The 24,556-nt window shown below is 59.8% G+C and carries 13 protein-coding genes and 3 pseudogenes; 9 read left to right on the top strand and 7 right to left on the bottom strand.

Annotation, left to right across the window (positions count from 1 at the left end):
* Window positions 1–14 precede the first annotated feature (14 nt).
* Window positions 15–449 carry a thioredoxin TrxC gene (gene trxC / locus ACQ4OB_RS27460; RefSeq protein WP_046045645.1) on the bottom strand — a complete coding sequence of 145 codons (435 nt, stop codon included), beginning with the start codon at window positions 447–449 and terminating at the stop codon, window positions 15–17.
* Window positions 450–625: 176 nt separating this feature from the next.
* Between trxC and ACQ4OB_RS27455 the strand changes: the two are divergent.
* Window positions 626–790 (top strand): annotated as a pseudogene (locus tag ACQ4OB_RS27455) (helix-turn-helix domain-containing protein); the annotation flags it as partial.
* Between the two features lie 6 nt (window positions 791–796).
* Here ACQ4OB_RS27455 and selO read toward each other — a convergent pair.
* The 4 genes from selO to ACQ4OB_RS27435 form a co-directional block, all read right to left on the bottom strand.
* Window positions 797–2,260, bottom strand: a complete 1,464-nt coding sequence (gene selO / locus ACQ4OB_RS27450; protein ID WP_102615659.1) for a protein adenylyltransferase SelO — start codon at window positions 2,258–2,260, stop codon at window positions 797–799.
* A gap of 48 nt (window positions 2,261–2,308) precedes the next feature.
* Window positions 2,309–5,659 (bottom strand): mechanosensitive channel MscK, encoded by a 3,351-nt coding sequence (gene mscK / locus ACQ4OB_RS27445; protein WP_074872990.1) that lies wholly within the window; start codon window positions 5,657–5,659, stop codon window positions 2,309–2,311.
* 34 nt (window positions 5,660–5,693) lie between these two features.
* A complete protein-coding gene (locus tag ACQ4OB_RS27440; RefSeq protein WP_074872993.1) occupies window positions 5,694–7,436 on the bottom strand; it encodes a potassium/proton antiporter in 1,743 nt (580 codons plus the stop codon).
* A 257-nt stretch (window positions 7,437–7,693) separates the two neighbouring features.
* Entirely contained in the window at window positions 7,694–9,319 is a 1,626-nt protein-coding gene (locus tag ACQ4OB_RS27435; RefSeq protein ID WP_430956842.1) for a methyl-accepting chemotaxis protein, read from the bottom strand.
* A 275-nt stretch (window positions 9,320–9,594) separates the two neighbouring features.
* On the opposite strand from ACQ4OB_RS27435, the gene ACQ4OB_RS27430 reads away from it, so the two are divergent.
* The 4 genes and pseudogenes from ACQ4OB_RS27430 to ACQ4OB_RS27415 all read left to right on the top strand — a co-directional run bounded on the left by ACQ4OB_RS27430 (window position 9,595) and on the right by ACQ4OB_RS27415 (window position 12,162).
* Window positions 9,595–9,825: a hypothetical protein gene (locus ACQ4OB_RS27430; protein WP_074872998.1), complete on the top strand. Its 231-nt coding sequence runs from the start codon at window positions 9,595–9,597 to the stop codon at window positions 9,823–9,825.
* A complete protein-coding gene (locus ACQ4OB_RS27425) occupies window positions 9,822–10,124 on the top strand; it encodes a cell division protein ZapA (RefSeq protein WP_074873001.1) in 303 nt (100 codons plus the stop codon). The genes ACQ4OB_RS27430 and ACQ4OB_RS27425 overlap by 4 nt, the downstream gene beginning before the upstream one ends.
* A 100-nt stretch (window positions 10,125–10,224) precedes the next feature.
* Window positions 10,225–11,295: pseudogene (locus ACQ4OB_RS27420) on the top strand (HAMP domain-containing protein); the annotation flags it as partial.
* A gap of 21 nt (window positions 11,296–11,316) precedes the next feature.
* Window positions 11,317–12,162, top strand: coding sequence for a methyl-accepting chemotaxis protein (locus ACQ4OB_RS27415; protein WP_371916909.1), 846 nt, complete (start codon window positions 11,317–11,319; stop codon window positions 12,160–12,162).
* A 119-nt stretch (window positions 12,163–12,281) separates the two neighbouring features.
* On the opposite strand, the gene ACQ4OB_RS27410 is transcribed toward ACQ4OB_RS27415, so the two are convergent.
* Both ACQ4OB_RS27410 and putA read right to left on the bottom strand, forming a co-directional pair.
* Window positions 12,282–14,084: an acyl-CoA dehydrogenase gene (locus tag ACQ4OB_RS27410; RefSeq protein ID WP_430956841.1), complete on the bottom strand. Its 1,803-nt coding sequence runs from the start codon at window positions 14,082–14,084 to the stop codon at window positions 12,282–12,284.
* Between the two features lie 259 nt (window positions 14,085–14,343).
* Complete coding sequence (putA, locus tag ACQ4OB_RS27405) at window positions 14,344–18,297, bottom strand: trifunctional transcriptional regulator/proline dehydrogenase/L-glutamate gamma-semialdehyde dehydrogenase (RefSeq protein WP_430956840.1); 3,954 nt, start codon at window positions 18,295–18,297, stop codon at window positions 14,344–14,346.
* A gap of 466 nt (window positions 18,298–18,763) precedes the next feature.
* Between putA and putP the strand changes: the two genes are divergently transcribed.
* The 4 genes and pseudogenes from putP to ACQ4OB_RS27385 all read left to right on the top strand — a co-directional run.
* Complete coding sequence (gene putP / locus ACQ4OB_RS27400) at window positions 18,764–20,248, top strand: sodium/proline symporter PutP (RefSeq protein WP_074873014.1); 1,485 nt, start codon at window positions 18,764–18,766, stop codon at window positions 20,246–20,248.
* A 366-nt stretch (window positions 20,249–20,614) separates the two neighbouring features.
* Window positions 20,615–22,633 carry a type VI secretion system tip protein VgrG gene (locus tag ACQ4OB_RS27395; protein ID WP_430956839.1) on the top strand — a complete coding sequence of 673 codons (2,019 nt, stop codon included), beginning with the start codon at window positions 20,615–20,617 and terminating at the stop codon, window positions 22,631–22,633.
* On the top strand, window positions 22,623–23,360 hold the full coding sequence (locus ACQ4OB_RS27390; RefSeq protein WP_430956838.1) for a DUF4123 domain-containing protein: 738 nt from the start codon (window positions 22,623–22,625) through the stop codon (window positions 23,358–23,360). Before ACQ4OB_RS27395 ends, ACQ4OB_RS27390 begins: the two co-directional genes overlap by 11 nt.
* Window positions 23,360–24,556, top strand: a pseudogene (locus ACQ4OB_RS27385) (type IV secretion protein Rhs); the annotation flags it as partial. The gene ACQ4OB_RS27390 and the pseudogene ACQ4OB_RS27385, both read left to right, overlap by 1 nt.

Genomic DNA, 24,556 nt, shown 5'->3' with positions numbered 1-24,556 from the left:
GATATGCAGTGCTTTCAGATACCCTGGCTACGCAACCAGCTCATCAACTGCGGTAACGGGAAGGCCCCACTTTGACGCGCCACTTCCCGGCCGTTCTTGAACAGGATCAGACTCGGGATCGAACGGATCCCCAGTTGCGCCGACAACTGCTGGTTAGCCTCGCTGTCCAGCTTGGCCAATCGGCACTTGCCCGCCAATTGCACCGCCGCCTGCTCGAACACCGGCGCAAACGACTTGCACGGCCCACACCAATCCGCCCAAACGTCCACCAGCAACGGCAGATCACCTTTGATCTGGCTGGCGTAATCGCTTTGCTTCAGTTCAAAGGGTTTGTTCAGCAGGACTTCGGCTTTGCAGCGGCCGCATTTTGGATGGTCGTTGAGGCGTTCGGCGGGGATGCGGTTGAGGCCGTTGCAGTGGGGGCAGGGGATGAGAAGTGGGTCGGTCATGCGGATGATCCTGTAAAGAAGCCGATCATCTCTATGTGGAGACGTCTGCTCACATTTTCAATCGTGCAGAAGGACACGGCCTATCTAGGCTGAGGTGGCGCCGGTTGGACCATTGGTCTGCTCGTGAATATCGCATCGTGTGATATTCGTCGTCTGTGTTTAACTCTTCCATAGCACTCGGCTACATGATGCGCGAACACGGCCTGACTCAGAGTGACCTGCCCGGGGTTGGCACTCAATCGGTGGTATCCGAGATCTTGAGCGGCAAGCGTCAGCTCAACCTGCGACAGATCCGCTGGTTGGCCGAGCGCTTCGGGGTGTCGGTGGAGACCTTCATCTGATCGGGTTCAGGAAGAGCAACTGATCTCCAGATGCTTGCCCCATTCCGGCGGCCGCTCGGCGTAGCTCTCCATCCCCGGTTGCTCCTCGAACGGATTGCTCAGCACCGCGTGCAGGCGGCGAACTTCTGCATAGTCGCCGCTTTCTGCCGCATCGATGGCTTTCTGCGCCAGATAGTTGCGCAGGATGTAGAGCGGATTCACCGCATGCATCCGGGGGCGGCGCTGCTCTTGGTCAACCTCACCTTCGCGGGCAACGCGGGCCACATAGAGCTCACCCCAGGCATCGAAGCCTTTGATATCGACGAAGTCATCGCGCAAACGGGCGACGGCCAGTTCAGGAGATTCGTCTCCCAAACGGCGGAAAAACAGGCTGTAGTCGACGCCACTGTTCTGCATCAGTTGCAGCAGGTGCTCCAGCAGTTTCTGGTCATCGTCTTCGGCCGTGGTGAAACCGAGACGGCGGCGCATCAGGTCCAGGTAATGGGCCTGGTACAGCGGGAAATACAGGCCGAGGGTTTCGCGCAGGGCTTCGACGCTGATGAACGGCGTCAGGGCCTGGGCGAGGGCGCTGAGGTTCCACTGGCCGATCGGTACCTGGTTGCTGTAGGAGTAACGGCCCTGGTCATCGGAGTGGTTGCAGATGAAATGAGCGTCGAAGTCGTCTAGGAAGGCGAACGGGCCGTAGTCGAAGGTAATACCGAGGATCGACATGTTGTCGGTGTTCATCACGCCGTGGCAGAAACCATAGGCCTGCCATTTGGCGATGAGCTCGGCGTTGCGCTCGACGATTTCGCGGAACATCGCCAAGTACGGTTCCGGCTGTTCCAGGCATTCCGGGAAATGCATGGCCAGCACGTGGTCGCCGAGTTCTTTCTGCTTCTCGGGACGTTTGGTGTAGTAGAAATATTCGAAATGCCCGAAGCGCACATGGCTCGGCGCCATGCGCAGGACCATGGCCGCGCGTTCCTGCTTCTCGCGCCACACCGGCGTGTCGGAGCCGATCACGCAGAGGGCGCGGGTGGTCGGGATGTTCAGGGCGTACAGCGCTTCGGAGGCAAGAAATTCGCGAATCGAGGACCGCAGCACCGCCCGCCCGTCACCCATGCGCGAAAAGGGCGTCTGGCCGGCACCCTTGAGGTGCAGGTCCCAATGCTCGCCGGCCTCGTTGTAGACCTCGCCCAGCAACAGACCGCGACCATCGCCCAACTGTGGGTTGTAGGACCCGAACTGATGTCCTGAATAGACCATTGCCCTGGGGACCGCGTCGGCCCAGAGCTTATGGCCGCTGAACAGTTCGGCGAACTCAGGGGTTTCGGCTTCCGCAGGGTCGAGATCGAGCAGCGCCATGGCGGCAGGGCTGGCCACCACCAGGCGCGGGTTGTCGATCGGCTCGGGCAGCACGTGGGTGGAAAACGTATCGCCCAGGCGAGCGAAACGATTATCGAAGGTCAGTTCGTCGAGGGCTTTCAAGGGCCATCTCCAGCAGAATGTCCGAGCATTCTGCTAGGGATAAGCCGCTTAGTCGAGCTTGGCGGCTGGCGGCTCTTGCAGCGGTTGGCCATCGGGTTTGGGCACGATGGTTTTGGCTTCCGGATCGACGGGCACCATTCTGTATTCCTGGCCCTGGATGTTCTTGAGGTAAACCTCCATCTGCCGGAACGAGATGTTGATGTGCTGTTTCTTGAACTCGCGATTGATGAAGCGGTTGACCTCGTCGAGCACCGGGTTACGGTCACCGAGGTCGCGCACATGCATACGCAGCTCGTGGTCGAGGGTGCTTTCGCCGAAATTCAGGAAGTACACGTGGGGTTCCGGATCTTTCAGCACTCGCGGGTTATCGCGCGCAGCCTTGAGCAGCAATTCCTTGACCAGGTCCAGGTCGGAGCCGTAATCGACACCGAGCTTGAGGGTCACTCGAGTGATGGTGTCGGTCAGGGACCAGTTGATCAGTTGCCCTGTAATGAACGTCTTGTTCGGGACGATGATGTCCTTGCGGTCGAAGTCGGTGATGGTTGTGGCACGGATGCGGATCTTGCTCACCGTACCGGACAGGTTACCAATGGTGATGGTGTCGCCGATCCGTACCGGCCGTTCGAACAGGATCATGATCCCGGAGATGAAGTTCGCGAAGATTTCCTGCATCCCGAAGCCGAGACCCACCGACAGCGCCGCCACCAGCCATTGCAACTTGTCCCAACTCACGCCGAGTGTCGACAGGGTCGAGACGAAACCGATACCGGCGATCACGTAGGACAGCAGGGTGGTGGTGGCGTAGGCGCTGCCCTGAGCCAGGTTCAGCTTCGACAGCACCAACACTTCCAGCAACCCCGGCAAGTTGCGCGCGAGGGCGAAGGTGATGCCGATGATGATCAACGCGCCGAGCATGTCGCCAATGCTGATCGGCACCATGCTCATATTGGCGCCGGTGCCGCTGGTGTATTCGTAGAGGGTGACGTTATCCAGGTACGAGAACACCGAGATCAGGTCCGACCAGACCCAGTACAACGCCGCGATGAAGCCGCCCAGCAGTGCCAGGCGGATCAGGCGCAGGGACTGTTCGTTGACCTTCTCGATATCTAGCGTTGGCTCTTCGATCACCGCTTCGCCGTCGCCAGCCTCTTTCGCGGCCTGGCGTTTGGCCAGGGCGCGCTGGTAGGCCAGGCGGCGTGCGGCAACGCTGAGGCCGCGCACGAAGGTGGCCTCGATCACCAGCCAGAACATCAGCAGGTAAAGGGTGTTGATCAATCGGTCACTGAGCTTCAGCGCGGTGTAGTAATAGCCGAAGCACACCGCCACGAACAGCGCCACAGGCAGGACGGTGAATATGACCCCCACGGCCTTGCGGAACAACGAAGCGTTCTGGTGAGTCGGGCTGCTGATCAGCAGGCGACTGAGCAGCCAGGCCATCAGCGCGTAGCAGGTCAGCACCACCGGCATGCCGAGTACGTCATCGGCCAGGGTGGCGGGTTGCAGCTCGGCGACCGCCACCACCGCGACCAGGGCCATGACCACCAGACCGAGTCGACGGACCCAGCCCTGCAGGAATTCGACCTGCGGTTTTTCCCAGCGGAAATGCAGTTCGGCCACGCCGCCCGGCGCGAGTATCCGGTAGGCGGTGTAGAACACTAGCCAGGCCTGGGCCATTTGCAGCAGCGCTGCGCCCATGTTCGCGTTTTGTCCGCGGGCGTCGATTTGCAAGGCCAGGCCACACAAGGCCAGGCCCAGGGACACCGGCATCGCCAGCAGAATGTTGATCAGGATTGCCTGCGGCGTGTGCCACTGGCTGTCGCGTTTGAAGTGGCCGATGTCCTGGTGAACCTTGCTCAGTCGGGCATACAGGCTTTTGCGCCGCCACAGCAGGGCACCGATCAACAATGCCAGGGGCAGGAACAGCAGCGGCCGTTGGGTCAGGCCATCACTTAATTCGCTCAGGCTGGAAGCCCACGGCAGCGTGGTGACCTGACGTTCCAGGCGCTCCGGCACGGCGCGCATCCATTCCAGGTCCAGCGGCTTGTTGCTGGGAATCCAGAACATCTGTTCATCGAGGGTCGCCCGCAGGCTTTGCGCGGTGCTGAGCAGTTGCTTCTGGTTGAGTTGCAACGTTATGGATTCATTGAGCACCGCGCTGAGTTCGCGGTTCAGCCGCTCCAGCAGGTCGGCGCGGGTCGTGGCCAGGTCCAGCAGGCTCTTGCGCAATTGCGGGGTGACTTGCTCGGGAGGCTGGGTCGACAGCAGGTTGTCGACGTAGGTCGCCGGGTTGCTGAGCAGTTCCCGTTGCTGGCTGACTTCGAATTGATAGAGGCGAATGTCGGCGATCTGGTCGGCCAGGTCACGGTCGAGCTTGAGGCGTGGCAGGGCCTGTTTCTGTTTGTAGAGAATCTTGGAGAGCAGCAGGCTGCCCTTGAGCACGTTGATCTGCTCTTCCAGCGCCGAGTCGCTCTGGGTCACGTTGTCCAGTTGCTGCTTGGTCTGCAGGTTTTGCTGGGTGACTTCGTTTAGTCGGTCAGTACTTTTGAGCAGGTAATCGGAAAGCTTGAGGTTGGCTGCGCTTTCGGTAGCCAACAGGGCGCTGCCGCCGGATTTCTGCGCTTCGATGGACTGCTGGGTCACTGTCTCCTGGGACTGGGCCAGGCGCTTCTGGTTGATCAGGGTTTGCAGCTCCTGGATTTCCTGATCCAGGCGATCGGATTTTTCCGAGAGCAAGTCATGCTGGCTGTTGCCCAGGTCCTGCAGTTGATTGTTGCCGGCCAGTTCCTGGCGACGCAACGGGATCAGGGCATTCAGCGCCGCGAGCTCGGCGTTGAGCAGGTCGCGTTGCTCTGGGGTCAAGGTCTTGCCGGCGTCCTTGCCGATCTTGAGGATGTTGTTGATCTGCTGGATGCGCGTCTGGCTGGTGGAGATTTCCGCCTGGGCGCGTTCGGGGCGAGTCTGGGCGGTAATCACCAGACTGTTGGCTTCCGAGAGGGCCTTCTGCAGATCGCTTTGCTGAGTGGAGCGCTCGGTGAGCATTTGCTCCAGCTGCTGAATAGGCTCTTTGGCATAGCGCTGCGGCACCGGCAGCACTTTGCTGGCTTTGAGCTTGGCCAGTTCTCGCTGGTTCTCGATGTTCTGCTTTGGGGCGTTGGCCAGTTGTTGCTTGAGATCGGCCAGCTTCTGCTCGTAATCACGCTTGTTGTTGAGCTGTGTCAGCGTGTTTTGCAGGATGCTCTGCAGGGCTTTCTGATCGGCTTCCGGCAATTTGCGCTCGGCGATCTTGTTCAGGTTCGCCTGCACGGCTTCGCTGGACGGCGGTTCGGCCGCTTGCAATGTACCGACAGAAAGACTCAAGCCCAGCAGGGCCGTAATGATGAACGTGCGCAGGGTTGACATAGAGACCGATCGAAAACGAGACGAAGTGTGGAGTTTAGAGGAAGAGTCCCGGGCCGGGGCGACTTCCTTCGGGGAATCTGACGCCCACTTTACCGATCTTGTTCCCTTCCATGACAGCGACGGTCCAAATGGTGTTGTTCCATTCCACCTGGTCACCGACTACCGGGGCACCGCCCACTTTCTGGGCAATGAAGTGGCCGAGCGACATGTCCGGATCGATGCCTTCCACTTTCAACCCGTACAGCGCCGCAACCGCGGCCAGTTGGGCGTCTCCTTCGAGTACGAAGTCGCCGAAGAAGCGCAAATCGAGGCCCCGTTGCGGTGCCTGGCTGAAGAGTTTTCCGAGGGCCGGAAGGTTGTGTTCATGGCCGATTACGCACAGCAAATCGTCGACTTCGAGCACCGTACTACCCGACGGATGGAGGAGTTGCTGGCCCCGAAACAGGGCTGCAATGCGGGTGCCTTCGGGCATTTTCAGTTCGCGAAGGGGTGAGCCGATGCACCATTTCTCAGCACCGAGGCGATAAACGAACAGCTCCCACTCACTGGTGACGTGGACTTCCAGGGCGGCGCGGGAGATCGGTGCCGGCTCCGGCGGAACGGTCACTTTCAAAAGCTTCGCCACCCATGGCAGGCTCGTGCCCTGCACCAGCAACGACACCAGCACGATAAAGAAGGCGAGGTTGAAATAGAGCTGCGCGTTGGGCAGGCCGGCCATCAGCGGGAACACCGCCAGAATGATCGGGACCGCGCCGCGTAGCCCGACCCAGGAAATGAACGCCTTCTCGCGCCCATGGAATGCCTTGAACGGCAGCAGGCCGACGATCACCGACAACGGCCGCGCAAACAGAATCATCCACAGCGCCAGGCCCAGGGCGGGCAGGGCAATCGGCAACAGGTCGTGGGGTGTTACCAGCAACCCCAGCACCAGGAACATGCCGATTTGTGCCAGCCACGCCATGCCATCGAGCATGTGCAAAATGCCGTGGCGGCTGCGCACAGGGCGATTGCCGATGACCAGGCCGCACAGGTAAACCGCCAGGAAGCCGCTGCCGTGCAAGGCGTTGGTCAGGGCAAACACGACCAATCCGCCAGCAATGACCAGGATCGGGTACAGGCCGGTGGCCAAGTGGATACGGTTGACCAGTTGCAACATGACCCAGCCGCCGCCCAGACCGATGACAGCGCCGATACCGAACTCACGCAAAAAGTGCCCGAGCAGGCTCCAGTGCAGACCGGACTGGCCGCTGGCGAGCATGTCGATCAGGGTCACGGTGAGGAACACCGCCATCGGGTCGTTGCTGCCGGACTCGATTTCGAGGCTGGCGGTCACCCGTTCGTTCAAGCCTTTGCCGCCAAGCAGCGAGAATACCGCCGCGGCGTCGGTGGAGCCGACGATAGCGCCGATCAGCAGGCCTTGAATCAGGTTCAGGTCGAACAGCCACGCGGCGGCCATACCGGTCAGCCCGGTGGTGATCAACACCCCGACCGTCGCCAGCGACAGCGCCGGCCATAACGCCACGCGGAAGCTGGAAACCCGGGTGCGCAAGCCGCCGTCGAGCAGGATGACTGCCAATGCAAGGTTGCCGACCAGATAAGCCGTTGGGTAGTTATCGAAGATAATGCCGGCGCCATCGACGCCGGCCGACATGCCCACCGCGAGGATGATCACCAGAATCGGGATGCCAAGGCGCGATGAAAGTGAGCTCACCAGAATGCTTGCACCTACCAGCAACGCGCCGATCAAGAACAGGCTGTTGATGGTCGTCGCATTCAAAGGCAGTACTCCAGAAAGCTAAAGGCGGGCGCAAACTGACCATGCAGTCTGCGTGCCAGCGATTCTAACCTGTTGAAATGTGATGCTGTCAAAAAGCTTTTTGCAGAGGGGGGGCGCAAGGACAGTGATCGTTCCCTCGCTCTGCGTGGGAATGCCTCAACGGACGCTCCGCGTCCGCTTTTTGGGACGCGGAGCGTCCCGGGCTGCATTCCCACGCGGAGCGTGGGAACGATCAACATCCCCTCTCCACAGGGTTGTTAGAGGCTAAACCGCCCAACCATGTTGTTCAGGTCCAGCGCCAATCGCGACAACTCATTGCTCGCGGCACTGGTCTGGTTGGCCCCGGTCGCCGACTGCACCGACAGATCGCGAATGTTCACCAGATTGCGGTCCACTTCACGGGCCACTTGCGCCTGCTCTTCGGCCGCGCTGGCGATCACCAGGTTGCGTTCGTTGATTTCGACGATTGCACTATTAATAGTGTCCAGCGACATGCCAGCCCCACGAGCGATGTTCAACGTCGACTCGGCGCGCTCGGTGCTGTTGCGCATCGAATCCACCGCGTGCTCGGTACCGCTCTGGATGCTGCCGATCATGCGTTCGATTTCGCTGGTCGACTGTTGGGTGCGATGCGCCAAGGCACGAACCTCGTCCGCGACCACGGCAAATCCACGACCGGCCTCACCGGCACGGGCCGCTTCGATGGCTGCGTTCAATGCCAGCAGGTTGGTCTGGTCAGCCAGGCCGCGAATCACGTCCAGCACTTTACCGATGTCACGGGACTCGTTGGCCAGTTCGCCAATCAGGGTGGCGGTGCTCTGCACGTCGGCGCTCATGCGTTCGATGGCGCTGACGGTTTCCTGCACCAGGTCACGGCCATCACCGGCGGAGGTAGTGGCATTTTTCGAGGCTTCGGACGTGCTGACGGCATTGCGCGCGACTTCTTCCACGGCGCTGGTCATTTCGTTGACCGCGGTGGCGGCCTGTTCGATTTCGTTGTTCTGCTGGGTCAGGCCACGAGCGCTTTCGTCGGTGACGCTGTTGAGCTCTTCAGCGGCGGACGCCAGTTGCGTGGCGGAACCGGAAATCCGTTGCAGGGTGTCGCGCAGCTTGTCCTGCATCTTCGACATGGCCAGCAGCAAGCGGCCGGCTTCGTCCTCACCATCGACGGTGATCGGGCGAGTCAGGTTGCCCTCGGCAATTTCTTCGGCAGCGCTCAGGGCGTTGGCGATCGGCTTGGTGATGCTGTTGGTCAGCAACCAGGCGAAAAGCAGGGTCAGGCCACTGGCGATGACCAGCAACGTGATCACCAGATTGAGGGACATCGAATACTGCTCACCGGCACGCGTGTCGGTTACTTCTATCTGTTGGGTGTTGATCTCAAGCAACTTCGCGAGGGCTGAGTTGACTGCTTCGGAGTTGGAGAGTAATTCACTGTTGAGCATGGCGCGCAGTTCGTCGACCTGGTTATTGCGCGAGAGCGTCTTCATCCGGTCTTCGAGTTGGCGATACTGCGCCAGCAACTGCACGTATTGATCGTAAGCAGCGCGTTCCTGCGGACCGTCGATCAGCGGTTCGTAGACTCGTTGAGCGTCGCGGATCTGCTGATTACGCAGTTCAAACAGCTCGAAAGTTTTCTGCTGCACATCAGGTTCGCGGTTAACCAGCAAACGATAGGACAGCACTCGCAGGCGCAGGGTCAACTGAGTGAACTCGTCGAGGCTCTTGATGCTCGGCACGCTCATGGAGGCGATGTCTTCACCCGCACCGCGAATCTTGCTCATCTGGTTCAAGGCAAACACACCCAGAATCAGCATCAGGCCGCCAATCAGGGCAAAACCGAGGAACGCCCGTGGCGCGATATTCATATTACGAAGGGACATGGTGTTTACCGAAAAGAGCGCATTCGTGCGGCGCTGAGACTGACGTATGGATGACTTATCGGTCATACGACTAAAGTCTTGAGGCCCTGCGCGTTTTTGTCGCACAAACGCTTCGGCGACGAAGTGCAGGAACCAGATCCGCCAATCACAGTCTTTAAAGTTCGCGAGGACGGTCGCCCGCCAGGAAAATCAAGGCTTTGCGCCCCAATACCCCTGGCATCCGTGGTGACTTTTCTTTATCGTACGCGCCCTTTGAAAATGCTCGGAAAATCAAAATGTTGGAAGCATCCCTAAGCCAATTGGAACAGCTGGTCAGCGACCTGGTGCAACAGAACCAGACCCTGCTCGGCAGCAACCAGACCCTGAGCGCAGAATTGGCCCAGGCCAAGGATGAAAACGAAAGCCTGCAACTGAGCCTGATGGAACAGGAAGAGAAACAAGGTGCCACCGCTGCACGCATCCAGGCCCTGGTTGAGCGCGTCAGCGCCGGCCCGGTCAGCGCATGAATCACGGCTCCGCAGGGGTAAAAGTCGTCTCGATCCTGGGGGAGGACTATTCGATCAAGGCGCCGGCCGGGGAAGAGCAAACCCTGCTGGACGCCGCGTTAATGCTGAAGGCTGCCCTGGCTGACACCAAAAGGAAGTACCCGACGCTGATCGGTGACCGCTTGCTGGTATTGGCCGCGATGAATCTGTGCTCCCAGCAGATCGAAATGCAGAAACAGCACAAGCAGGAACTCGACCGTTACCAAGAGCAAGTCAGCGCCACGGTTGAAGTGATTTCCAAGACGATCAATCAGGCCTGATCGGCTTTGCGCACAACCAAAGAATAAATTGTCGCTTGCGTTGTATACAATCGGCACGGCTGTTGCAGTGTTTCAGCCTCTTATTCTTTGGGGGTGCTCCATGCAGTTCTGGCGACGCAGTATTCAATGGCAGTTGATCCTAAGCATGGGCACCGCCCTGCTGGTCAGTATCCTGATCGTGGTTGGCATTTATACCCTCGTGGTCAACCGTCTCGCCGAGCGCTATCTGGTCGAACAAGCGCTGCCGTCGAGCATCGAAGCGATGCGCAACGACATCGAGCGAATCCTCGTTCAACCCCTCACCGCCGCCAAGGACATCGCCAGTAACAGCATGGTGCGCGACTGGCTGGCCGGGGGCGAAAACAGCGCCCAGACCGATACCTTCGTGGAGTATCTGGAAGGCATCCGCGCCGAGCACAAAGCCTTTACCGCGCTGATCGTCGGCACGGCTTCAAACCACTACTTCAATGAAAAAGGCCTGGACCGGACCCTCAGCCGTTCCAACCCCAAAGACGCCTGGTTCTATTCGTTTCTCGACAGCAACCAGCCGCGCACCCTCAATATCGACAATGACACCGCGACCGGAGAGTTGGCGCTGTTCATCGACCTCAAGGTCGAGCAGGCCGGCAAAGTCGTGGGCGTTGCCGGGCTTGGCCTGAGCATGAAAGAGCTGTCGGAGCTGATCCACAACTTCAACTTCGGTGAGCGCGGCAAGGTCTATCTCGTACGTTCCGACGGTTTGATCCAGGTTCACCCCGAGGCTCAGTTCAGCGGCAAACGCACGTTGGCCGAACAGATTGGCGCCCCGGCAGCGCAAGCGGTCATGGCTCAAAAAGCCGCCACCAGTAGCAGCTTTATACGCGAGGGCGAAGATTTCCTGGCATTGAGCCTGCCGTTGCGGGACCTGGGCTGGACCCTGGTGGCCGAAGTGCCGCAGTCGCAGATCTACGCTGAAGCCCGCCGCGCGATGTGGATGAGCAGCGGCATCGGCCTGGCGGTGGCGCTGGTGTGCCTGATGCTGGTGGTGTTGTTGGCCCGTGGCTTGGTGCGGCCGATTCGTCAGGTAACAGCGGCGCTGGTAGCCATTGGTAGCGGTGGTGGAGATTTGACCCACCGGTTAGATTCCAGCCGCGCCGATGAACTGGGTGACCTGGCTCGCGGCTTCAATCGATTCCTGGAAAGCCAGCGCGACATGATCGGCGAAGTGCTGACCACCAGCGAGCGTTTACGCACGGCCGTCGGCCAAGTGGCGCGGGTGGTGGACAACACCGCCGAACGCTCTGGCCGCCAACAGGAAATGACCGACATGGTCGCCACCGCCGTCCACGAAATGGGCCTGACCGTGCAGGAAATCGCCCAGAACGCCGGCAACGCCGCGGTGGCTTCACAAACTGCCCGGGATGAGGCGATGCAGGCGCGGGAAGTGGTGGGCGGGTCGATCCGGCATATTGAAAGCATGTCCGATGAAATCGGCCTCGCTGCCAGCGCGGTGGGCGAGTTGGCCAATCAGGTGGCATCCATCGATCAGGTGCTGGCAGTGATTCGCGGGATTTCCGAGCAAACCAATTTGCTCGCGCTCAACGCGGCCATCGAAGCGGCGCGGGCCGGGGACATGGGGCGCGGGTTTGCGGTGGTCGCGGATGAAGTGCGCACGTTGGCGCGGCGTACGCAGTCGTCGACCGATGAGATTCAGCAGATGATTGGCAGCCTCAAGCAAGGCGCGGAGAACGCGGTGTCGTCGATGCATTCCGGGCAAGCGGCGACCGGCACGGGCGTCGAGTCGAGCCAGCGCACCGGGGTGTCGTTGACGGCGATTACCGGCCAGGTGGAGCGCATCAGCGACATGAACCATCAAGTGGCGGCGGCAACGGAAGAGCAGTCGGCGGTAACGGAAGAGATCAACCGGAACGTGCAGGGGATTTCAGATCTGGCCCGTGCCACCGCCGGGGAGGTCAGGGCTTGCCGTGAGGACTGTCAGACATTGCAGCGCTTGGCCGATGATCTGGCGCGGCAGATGGGTAGCTTCAAACTCAGCTGACCGATCGTTCCCACGCTCCGCGTGGGAATGCAGCCCGGGACGCTCTGCGTCCCATTGGAACGCGGAGCGTCCCCTGAGGCATTCCCACGCAGAGCGTGGGAACGATCAGTGAGAGGGTGTCAGAACCATTCATCCTGCATCGTCAGGCACACATCATCCCGCGCCTCAAGAATCGCCAGTTCATGGTGACAACCCGGCACTTCCCACGTCAGAAAATACCGCGCCGCCTGTAGCTTGCCTTTATAGAAGCTCACATCCGCCGCATTCCCTTTGGCCAACCCTTCCTCAGCGCGAATCGCCTGCTCCAGCCAGCGCCAGCCAATCACCGTGTGCCCGAACACTTTCAGGTACAGCGCCGAGTTCGCCAGGCTGCTATTAACCTTGCCTTGCCCCAAATCCGTCAGCAGGCCAATGGTCACCGTTTGCAGGCGCGCCACCAGTTTCTCCAGCGGCTCACGCAGCGTGGTCAACGATTCATGCGCTTGAGCGCGTTCGGCGGTGTCGGCAATCAGGCGGATCAATTGCTTGAGCCCCGCACCACCGTTCTGCGCCAGTTTGCGGCCCAGCAGGTCCAGCGATTGAATGCCGTGGGTCCCTTCGTGGATCGGGTTCAGGCGGTTATCGCGGTAATACTGCTCCACCGGGTATTCGCGGGTGTAGCCATGGCCGCCGAGTATCTGGATCGCCAGTTCGTTGGCCTTGAGGCAAAACTCCGACGGCCAGGATTTGACGATCGGCGTGAGCAAATCCAGCAGTTCATGGGCCTGTTTGCGCTCGGCTTCAGTCTCAAGGGTCGTGGTGTCGTCAAACAGCCGCGCCGCGTACAACCCCAGGTCGAACGAGCCTTCGACGTAGGCTTTCTGGGTCAGCAACATGCGTTTGACGTCGGCGTGTTGAATGATCGCCACCGGTGCGGTATTCGGGTCCTTGCTGTCCGGCACGCGACCCTGCGGACGTTCGCGAGCGTATTCCAGGGAATACAGATAACCGGCGTAACCGAGCATCACCGCGCCCATGCCGACGCCGATCCGCGCCTCGTTCATCATCTGGAACATGTAGCTCAACCCGTGATGTGGCTTGCCCACGAGGTAGCCGACACACTCGCCGTTATCGCCGAAGTTCAGCGCGGTGGAGGTGGTGCCGCGCCAGCCCATCTTGTGGAACAGCCCGGCCAGCAACACGTCATTGCGTTTGCCCAGGCTGCCGTCATCGTTGACCAGAAACTTGGGCACGATGAACAGCGAAATGCCCTTCACCCCGGCCGGTGCGTCCGGCAACTTGGCCAGCACCATGTGCACGATGTTTTCCGACAGCGGGTGATCACCGCCAGAAATAAAGATCTTGTTGCCCTTGAGGCGATAGGTGCCGTCAGACGCAGGCTCTGCGCGGGTACGAATATCCGACAGCGACGAGCCAGCATGCGGTTCGGTCAGCGCCATGGTGCCGAAGAAACGACCGTCGATCATCGGTTGCAGGAAGCGCTGTTTCTGCTCCTCGGTGCCGAAACTTTCGATCAGGTTCGCCGCGCCCATGGTCAGGAACGGATAAGAAGTCGACGCCGCGTTGGCTGACTGAAAGTGCGCAAAGCACGCTTGGGACAGCAGCGTAGGAAGTTGCATGCCGCCGGCATCAAAACTGCGCGCAGCGTTGAGGAAACCGGCTTCAAGGAAGGCGTCCACCGCCGGTTTCACTTCCGGAATCAGAATCGCCTGACCATCCTCGTAGCGCGGTTCGTTCTCGTCACCCTTGCGGTTGTGCGGGGCGAAGAACTTCTCGGCGATGGTGCGGGCGGTGCCGATGGCGGCGTCGAAGGTCTCGCGGTTGTGCTCGGCGAAACGCTCACGCTGGGTCAGGCCCTCGGCATCAAGGACTTCATACAGCTCGAAAGCCAGATTGCGGGAACTGAGCAACGTCTCGGACATGGCGGCCTACCTTTTTTTGGAATGGACCGAGTCTAGGCGTGGGGAGGGCGGGCTGAACAGGATGATTGATATGGGTGATGGTGGAGCAGAGCAGCGACTTAGCGGGCGACACAAGCAACTGTGGGAGCGGGCTTGCCCGCGATAGCGCCAGACCAGCCAACATCATCAGTGACTGATACATCGCTATCGCGGGCAAGCCCGCTCCCACAGGGGTTTTGCAAACCAGGCACCCATTGCGGATGCCCGGTCTTATTGCGGTTTAACCGATAGTCATCAAGCTGGCATTACCACCCGCCGCAGCAGTGTTAACGCTCAACGCCCGCTCGATCACCAGACGCTCCAGCGCAATATTGGTTTCGCCCTGCGACAAACCATGAACCCCGACAATCGCGCCGGCACGCTTGGCCACTTGCTGGCAGACCGCGCGCAGCTGATCGGAATGGCCGTGATGCAGAACCGCATCAAAGACCACTTCGTCCTTGCTCCAGTCGGAAACCAGCTTGATCTTCGCCTGAATTTCCTTAGGCAGACGTGCGAACAGCGCCTTGGTCAATTCAGCTTCCGGCCATACCGCCGAACCGCCGACGGCCAATACCGCCGCCAGTTGCGTGAGCAGATCGCCTTCGACTTCCGCCAGGCACAGCACGTGTTCGCGCGGCAGAATGGCGTAGCTGTTGCGCTCGCCGGTCGGGCCCGCCAGAAGACGAGTGATCCCGCTTTGCGATTGCGCCGCGAACTGCACGCAAAGGGTGCTCAGGTCGGTGAACTTGTTGCTGTCGGCCCAGGCTTTCAGGGCTGTTAGCGGCTTGCTCATGGCATCACGCAGACGAACGTCCGGTGCTGCGATGGCATCACCGCGAGCGAAGGATTGTTCGATTGCATCGGTAGGACGTGTCGACAACAGACGGTACAGGTACAACGGACCACCGGCTTTCGGACCTGTACCCGACAGGCCTTCGCCACCGAACGGTTGCACGCCGACCACAGCACCTACGATGTTGCGGTTGACGTAGACGTTGCCGGCGTTGACGTTGTCGATCACCTTGGCGATGGTCTCGTCGATGCGCGTGTGTACGCCCAGCGTCAGGCCGTAACCGGAGGCGTTGATCTGACCGATCAGCTGATCGATGTCTTTGCGCTTGTAGCGAACCACGTGCAGCACCGGGCCGAAGATCTCCCGTTGCAGTTCGTCGAAGCTTTCCAGTTCGATCAACGTCGGCATCACGAAGGTGCCGCGTTTGACTTCTTCGGTGTTGGCGATTGCCACCTGGTAAACGCTGCGACCTTTATCGCGCATGCCCTGGATGTGCTTCTCGATACCGGCCTTGGCTTCGGCGTCGATCACCGGGCCGATGTCCACCGACAGGCGTTCCGGGTTACCGAGACGGCATTCAGCCATGGCACCTTTAAGCATTTCGATGACACGGTCAGCGGAATCTTCCTGCAAGCACAGCACACGCAGCGCCGAGCAACGTTGACCGGCGCTGTCGAAGGCCGACGATACGACGTCGATCACGACTTGTTCGGTCAGTGCCGAAGAGTCGACGATCATCGCGTTCTGGCCACCGGTTTCGGCGATCAACGGAATCGGACGACCCTGAGCATCCAGGCGACCGGCGACGTTGCGTTGCAGCAAACGAGCGACTTCGGTGGAACCGGTGAACATCACGCCTTTGACCCGATCGTCACCGACCAGACGAGCGCCAACGGTTTCGCCACGGCCCGGCAGCAGTTGCAGCACGCCTTCCGGAATCCCGGCTTCGAGCAGCAAGCGCACGGCTTGAGCGGCCACCAGCGGGGTTTGTTCCGCAGGTTTGGCCAAAACCGGGTTACCGGCAGCCAGTGCCGCAGCGACTTGGCCGCTGAAGATCGCCAGCGGGAAGTTCCACGGGCTGATGCAGACCACCGGACCCAATGGGCGGTGGGCGTCGTTGGTGAAATCGTTGCGCGCCTGCACCGCGTAGTAACGCAGGAAGTCCACGGCCTCACGCACTTCGGCGATGGCGTTGGCGAAAGTCTTGCCGGCTTCGCGAGCCAACAGGCCCATCAGCGGCTGGATCTCGCCTTCCATCAAGTCGGCGGCACGTTCCAGAATCGCGGCACGTTCGGCGGGCGGAGTGGCCTGCCAGATCGGTGCAGCGTTCAGGGCGCACTGGATCGCGTTATCGACGTCTTCGACGGTCGCTTCCTGTACGTGGCCAACCACGTCACGCAGATCCGACGGGTTCAGGACTGGCGCAGGGGTTTCAGTGCTGGACGCGCAACCGAGCATCGGCGCGGCTTTCCAGTGGTTATGAGCGGTTGCCAGCAGTGCGCAGGACAGTGAAGCCAGACGATGTTCGTTGGCCATGTCGATGCCGCTGGAGTTGGCGCGCTCGGCACCATAAAGATCACGCGGCAGCGGAATACGCGGGTGCGGCAGGCCGAAGCCGCCTTCCAGCGTCGCCATCTGCTCGATGCTGGCCACTGGATCGGCCACCAGCTCCTGAATCGAAATGGATTGGTCGGCAATGCGGTTGACGAACGAGGTGTTCGCACCGTTTTCCAGCAGACGACGTACCAGGTACGCCAACAGTGTTTCGTGCGTGCCAACCGGAGCGTACACGCGGCACGGACGGTTCAGCTTGCCTTCGGAAACTTTGCCTACAACCTGTTCGTACAGCGGTTCACCCATGCCGTGCAGGCACTGGAACTCGTACTGGCCGGGGTAATAGTTCTGACCGGCGATGTGGTAAATGGCCGACAGGGTATGGGCGTTGTGCGTGGCGAACTGCGGGTAGATGACTTCCGGCACCGACAGCAATTTGCGAGCGCAGGCGATGTAGGAAACGTCGGTGTACACCTTGCGGGTGTAGACCGGATAGCCTTCCAGGCCTTCGACCTGGGCGCGCTTGATTTCGCTGTCCCAGTACGCGCCTTTTACCAGGCGGATCATCAGGCGATGACGGCTGCGACGAGCCAGGTCAATCACGTAGTCGATCACGTATGGGCAACGCTTTTGGTAAGCCTGGATCACGAAACCGATGCCGTTCCAGCCGGTCAGTTGCGGCTCGAAGCACAGGCGCTCCAGCAGATCCAGCGACAACTCGAGGCGGTCGGCTTCTTCGGCGTCGATGTTCAGGCCGATGTCGTATTGCTTGGCCAGCAGGGTCAGCGACAGCAGGCGCGGGTACAACTCGTCCATCACGCGCTCGTACTGCGCACGGCTGTAACGCGGGTGCAGTGCCGACAGCTTGATGGAAATGCCCGGGCCTTCATAAATCCCACGACCGTGGGACGCTTTGCCGATCGAGTGGATGGCTTGTTCGTACGAGGCCAGGTACTTCTGGGCGTCGTGCTCGGTGAGTGCGGCTTCACCCAGCATGTCGTAGGAGTAGCGGAAGCCTTTGGCTTCGAACTTGCTGGCGTTGGCCAGGGCTTCGGCGATGGTTTCGCCGGTGACGAACTGCTCGCCCATCAGGCGCATGGCCATGTCGACGCCCTTGCGAATCATCGGCTCGCCGCTCTTGCCGATGATGCGGCTCAAGGACGATGTCAGGCCGGCTTCGTTGTGGGTGGCGACCAGTTTGCCGGTCAGCAGCAAGCCCCAGGTGGCGGCGTTGACGAACAGCGACGGGCTGTTGCCCAAGTGCGGGTGCCAGTTGCCGGTGCTGATTTTGTCGCGAATCAGTGCGTCACGGGTGCCTTTGTCCGGGATACGCAGCAGCGCTTCGGCCAGGCACATCAGCGCCACGCCTTCCTGGGACGACAGGGAAAATTCCTGCAACAGGCCCTGAACAATTCCGGCACGGCCGCCGGCGCTTTTCTGATTGCGCAGTTTTTCGGCAATCGAGGCGGCGAGCTTGTTGGTGGCTTCGGCCATCGAGGCTGGCAGGCGAGCCTGCTCGATCAGCATCGGCACCACTTCCGGCTCAGGGCGACGGTAAGCGGCGGTGATCGAAGCGCGCAGCACCGATTGCGGCAAGATGCTTTCGGCGAACTCCAGGAAGCACTGATGCGCGTGATCGACGTGGATCTCGCCCGCATCGTCAACTTCCTTGCCATTCAAACCGTTCAGCTCGGACAGGGTTGCACCACCCTCGAGTTTTTCCAGGTAATTGAAAATTGCCTGCTTGATCAGCCAGTGTGGCGTGCGATCAATCGAGGTCGCGGCGGCCTTGAGGCGCTCGCGGGTCGGGTCGTCAAGTTTGACCCCAAGGGTGGTGGTAGCCATATTTTTATCCTCATGTTTGCCACGACCGCGTGGCATCAGCTGGCGGCAAGATTAGCCGCGCAACCGTCGAGGTGCAACCGGGTGCAACCCTTTTTTTGTCGGAATAATACGCAGCTCGTCAGGAAATAAATTCCGGTACGAACGTACTGCTCCTGCTTGGTGCTTTTGCTTCTAGTAAACCGCCAGGACTGCGCTAAAAGGGAGCAAAAACAGGCTTTTTTCAAGTAAATCCGACTAGGTGCAACTTATTCGCTCGAAACTGGTTGCACCTTATTTACTTTGTTGAATAGCATTCGCGCCCAAGGTGCAACCGGTCAAAAAAGACAGGTGTACCGGCTGATGGCTTTCCTGGGGAAACATCAGTCATTAAATGCGCGGGCCCGGAAATCGTCTGAACGAACATTGTCGTTTGTCGGCGCTTTCACACTCTGCCGCTACATAAAAACAAAGCCAGGGCATCACTCAAATGAGCGTAAGCAATCCAACACTGATCACGTTCGTGATCTACATCGCAGCAATGGTGCTGATCGGCTTCATGGCCTATCGCTCCACCAACAACCTTTCTGACTACATTCTGGGCGGTCGCAGCCTGGGCAGCGTCGTGACTGCATTGTCCGCCGGCGCCTCCGACATGAGCGGCTGGTTGTTGATGGGCCTGCCGGGCGCTATCTACATGTCCGGTCTTTCCGAAAGCTGGATCGCCATCGGTCTGATCATCGGTGCTTACCTGAACTGGCTGTTCGTCGCCGGCCGTCTGCGCGTGCAGACCGAGCACAACGGCGATGCGCTGACCCTGCCGGATTACTTCTCCAGCCGTTTCGAAGACAAAAGCGGCTTGCTGCGGATCATCTCTGCGGTCGTGATCCTGGTGTTCTTCACCATCTACTGCGCGTCCGGCATCGTGGCCGGTGCCCGTCTGTTCGAAAGCACCTTCGGCATGTCTTACGAGACTGCGCTGTGGGCCGGTGCTGCGGCGACGATTGCCTACACCTTCGTTGGCGGTTTCCTGGCAGTGAGCTGGACTGACACCGTACAAGCCACCCTGATGATCTTCGCCCTGTTGCTGACGCCGATCATCGTGCTGCTGGCCACTGGCGGCATCGACACCACGTTCCTGGCCATCGAAGCGCAAGATCCAAGCAACTTCGACATGCTGAAAAACACCACCTTCATCGGCATCATCTCGTTGATGGGCTGGGGCCTGGGCTACTTCGGTCAGCCGCACATCCTGGCGCGATTCATGGCGGCGGATTCGGTCAAATCGATCGCTAACGCTCGCCGCATCTCCATGACCTGGATGATCCTGTGCCTGGGCGGCACCGTGGCTGTAGGCTTTTTCGGTATTGCCTACTTCTCGGCAAACCCTGCCGTGGCCATGCCAGTGAGCGAAAACCACGAACGTGTGTTCATCGAACTGGCCAAGATCCTGTTCAACCCATGGGTTGCCGGTGTACTGCTGTCGGCCATTCTGGCTGCTGTGATGAGCACCCTGAGCTGCCAATTGCTGGTGTGCTCGAGCGCCCTGACCGAAGACTTCTACAAAACCTTCCTGCGTAAAACCGCTTCCCAGGTCGAGTTGGTCTGGGTCGGTCGTGCCATGGTGTTGCTGGTTGCCTTGATCGCTATCGCATTGGCCGCTAACCCGGAAAACCGTGTGCTGGGCCTGGTCAGCTACGCCTGGGCTGGTTTCGGTGCTGCGTTCGGTCCGGTTGTCCTGATCTCCGTGATCTGGAAAGACATGACCCGCAACGGCGCACTGGCCGGCATCCTGGTCGGCGCGATCACCGTGATCGTGTGGAAACACTTCGAACTGCTGGGCCTGTACGAAATCATCCCTGGTTTCATCTTCGCCAGCCTGGCGATCTACATCGTCAGCAAACTGGGCGAGCCTACCAAAGGCATGCTTCAGCGCTTCGCCGCTGCCGAGGCAGATTTCCGCCTGAACAAGTGATGGGGATGAGCTGATGCTCTGACCTTTCGCCGAACATGAAAACGGCCCGTTTCCTTATGGATGCGGGCCTTTTTTTTGCCTACGCAAATCTCGAATCCTTGCGCATACCCCTGTGGGAGTGAGCCTGCTCGCGATAGCGCCGGGTAAGCCGATATCAATGTTGAATGATTAACCGCTATCGCGAGCAGGCTCACTCCTACAGGGGAGGGTGGTGGTCTTGAAGGGAATGTCTGTAGCCAAAACAACTGTTTTCTGAAGGGGACGTCTTCAGAACTAGTAGGGCAAATCTGATTTCCCCGCCCCTCCATCAATACCCCTTGTCGCTCATGCAGAATCGCCCGCCTTCATTCTGCAGAGACACATCGGATGTTCGCTCCTGCCAATCAACCGCGTTTCACGTTGACGATCGACGGCGTCCAGACTGAGCTCAAGGTCCTTGAGTTCACGGGCACGGAAGCCATCAGTCAGCCCTACCGTTTTGATCTGGAACTGGTCAGCGAACGGCCCGACATCGAACTCGAAAGCCTCCTGCATCGTCAGGCATTCCTGAGTTTTGATGCTCAGGGTTCCGGCATTCATGGTCAGATTTTTCGCGTTGGCCAAAGCGATTCCGGCCAACGCCTCACGGGCTACCAAATCAGTCTCGTGCCGCGCCTGGCCTACCTCGGCCAGCGCATCAATCAGCGGATTTTCCAGCACAAAAGCGTGCCGACGATCATCGCGCAAATCTTCAAGGACCACGGCATCCAGCGCGATGCTTTCGAATTTCGACTCGGCAGCGATTACCCCGAGCGTGAGTACTGCGTGCAATACGCGGAAAGCGATCTGGCTTTCATCCAGCGGCTGTGTGCCGAGATCGGCATTCATTACCACTTTCAGCACAGTCTCGACGGGCACCTGCTGGTGTTTGGCGATGACCAGACGGTTTTCCCTCGGCTGCCCGAGCCGACGCTCTACCTGCCGGGCAGCGGCATGGCGGCGGATGCGCCGGCCATCAAACGTTTCAACGTGCGACTGGAAACCCGGACGACAGCGGTCACCCGTCGCGACTACGACTTCAAAAAACCTCGCCTGCAACTTGAAAGCCGCCTCGACAGTGAGCTGCGACCGGTGCTCGAGGATTACCACTTTCCTGGCCAATTCACCGACCGCGAACACGGCAAGCATCTGGCCCAACGAGTACTCGAACGGCACAACGCCGACTTCCGTCAGGCCGAAGGTCGTGGCGACGAATCGGCTTTGGTCAGCGGGCATTTCCTACACCTGGCCGAACACCCGCATCAGGCGTGGAATGACCTCTGGTTGATCACTGAAATTGAACACCATGGCCGTCAACCACAAGTGCTGGAAGAGTCGGTTACCAGTGACGGCCCGGATGATTTCCAGGGCTATCGCAATACCTTCCTGGCCACACCGTGGGACGTTTGGTTTCGCCCTCCACTCGGGCCGGAAAAACCGCGCATGCTCGGTTATCAATCTGCCGTGGTCACCGGCCCGACCGACAGTGAAATCCATTGCGACGAGTTCGGTCGGGTCAAGGTTCAGCTCGCCTGGGACCGCGACGGTCAGCTCGATGAACACTCCAGTTGCTGGCTGCGCGTCGCCACCGGCTGGGCGCACGACCGTTATGGCAGCGTGATGATCCCGCGAGTCGGCATGGAAGTGCTGGTGGGGTTCGTCGATGCCGATGCCGACAAACCGCTGGTGATGGGTTGCCTGCCCAACGCCGCAACCCCGGTGCCGCTTGATCTGCCCGCCGACAAAACCCGCAGCATTTTCCGCAGCCAGAGCAGTCCCGGTGGTGGCGGTTACAACGAATTGCGCATCGAAGATCGCAAAGGCGCCGAGGAAATCTACCTGCGCGCCCAGCGAAACTGGACTCAGCACGTACTCAATGATCAACAGGTGCAGGTCGATAACGCCCGCAGCATCGTCGTCACCGGCACCGCTCGCCATGAGCTGAAGGCCGACGAGCAACGCATCACCCATGGCCAGCGCCAGACCGAAGTGAAGCTGGACGATCACCTGGTGGTGGTCGGTGACCGACACATTCGGGTGACCAGCCAGGCGCTGAATGCCAGCCAGCAGTTCCATGTCAGCGCTGGCCAGCAAGTGGTGATCGACGGCGGCGCCAGCGCGACGATTCAGGCGGGCGGGCAGTGGATCAACATCGGTCCCGGCGGGATCTTCAGCAGCGTGCCGATTCAGGTGGGTGGTGCACTGATGCCGGCCATGGCGGCTGCGCCTGCCTTGCCGGATACGCCGTTGAAACTCGCCGCCGCACCGGCCGCGCTGCTGAGTGCCGCACAGATTCTGAGCCTGAAAAGCGACGCGCCGTTCTGTGAGGAATGTGAGCGCTGCAAGGAGGGTGTCTGTGCAGCCTGATGCTTTGTCACCCCACGCCTGGTTGGATCGCCAACCGCTCAAACCTTCCGAGCAGTTGTTCGCGATTTTCGGCAGCGCGAGTACCGCTGAACCGTTTAAAGCCTGGCAGCGTTCGATCAAAGCTCAAGCACCCAGTCCGATCTGGGCCGACACCGCTTACGCCGAGTGGGAACCGGTAATGCCCTATGTCGGAATCGTCGCTGCGGGTAGTGAGTTTCTGCAGTGGGTTGCAACAACCGAGTCTCGCGATTGGGGTTGGCTGGCGGTTTCTTCTGCCCCTCAGGAGGTGTTGGTTGAGCATCTTCGCAGCCTTACTCAAGTTCTTTTACCCAACGGTAATGCGGTGTTTTTCCGCTTCTGGGATGGGCGTTATTTGCTGCCGATTCTTCGGTCGGCCGAGGTTGACGCTACGCAGCTGATGCCGGTGATCGAGCGTTGTTTGATCAATGGTCAATCGCTCGACATCGGTGGCCAAGCGCTGACCACTTCTCGGGTTTTTCCGTGGTGGGAAGTTTCCGAATCGCTGCTCAAACAGCTCGCCGAAGAGTCCGCAACAACCCGCATCAACAACTTGGTGAAGTGGCTGAGCGAGGAACGCCCTGACCTTTACGAGGCGTTCTCCGAAAGCGTTTTGCGCCACAAAGTCGCGATCTTTCTTGAAACGCCCGACCTGCCTCAAGCACCCAAAACAGCCTTGGTGGACTACCTGATGGCGGAGCTGAACTGATGGATCAGATCGTACGGATCGAGCAGGAACTCGACGGTTTTAAAGACACCTTGAGTCTGTATCGCCAACAACTTGGTGGCTTCTTAAGCAGGAATGCGGACAAAGTCAGCCGAGCTACGGACATGCCCTCGCTGATGGACATGGAGCGGCTCATAAAACTGGGTAATACCACCACCGCGGTGAGCAGTCGTGATGATGATTTTTTCTCCAGTCTTGCGCAGTGCCCCAAGAGCGGGATTCTGGAGATCGAGAGCAAGTTCGAGTCGGTTTACGACATTCCGCTGGGGAATATTCAGGTCGATGTGATTGCTTCTGATGGCGGCAAGTCGACGCCTGTAACACTCGATAAAAACGGTAAAGGGCAGTTCGAAGGCACTCCCGGCAAGTTCTATCGCGTTCATGTTCGGAGCGAAGTCACTGCGAAACAAATTGATGAGCTTTTCTCCTCTTACGACGGCCTGACCCAAGAGCTGGAAGTCTGGCTGCGCAAAGAGTGGGAAGGGTTTAAGCCGCAATGGTCGCAGCAATCGGCATCAGCTTCACTGGCGGCGGTGGGCAATGGAATGCTCGCGGGGAGCTGGGCGGCGGTCGAGGCTGTTTGGGATGGCATCGGTGAACTTACCGACATCCTGAAAGACCCCAACGCTTTTGCCGAGAAGCTTGGCGAAAGTGCTGGGCAACTTGCCGGTCTGGCCGTAACCGCCCCCGACCTGATGGAAAAAGCCATGTTGCTGGCCAGCGACGAGGCGGCGCTGTGTTTGTTGATGCGTACCGCAGTGCTATGGCTTGAAGCATTGCCACCTTCGCAACTTGCCGGGTCCTCGGCGGAAGCCATTTCCAAGGTCGTGGTTGGCTTGGTCATCGATTTGTTGATTGGCCTGGTGCTGAGCGTGGTCGGGGTGGGTGTTGCCTGGCTCGCGATGCGATTAAAGAAGTACAGCGCGCAGATTTATGAGGCCGCGATGGGCTTCGTGAAGTCGATGGTCACGATCATCAGCAACTTCATGGCTTACGTTGATCGCTATAAAACAGTTGCCGCACGGGGTGTGGCGGCGGGGCTCAAACAAGGTCGAATGCAACTGCGCTGGAATGGCCGCAAGAACACCACGCTGAAAAAAGACGAACACCACGACGACGCCCCGGATCAGGCGAAAAACCCCAACGGTGACAGCGCCGACACCGTCGATAAAACCGCC

It is taken from the genome of Pseudomonas sp. ES4, from assembly GCF_050586665.1.
Lineage (GTDB): Bacteria > Pseudomonadota > Gammaproteobacteria > Pseudomonadales > Pseudomonadaceae > Aquipseudomonas > Aquipseudomonas frederiksbergensis.
The sequence above is the reverse complement of the archived record's forward strand: the minus strand, read 5'-3'. Positions and strand labels throughout refer to the sequence as shown.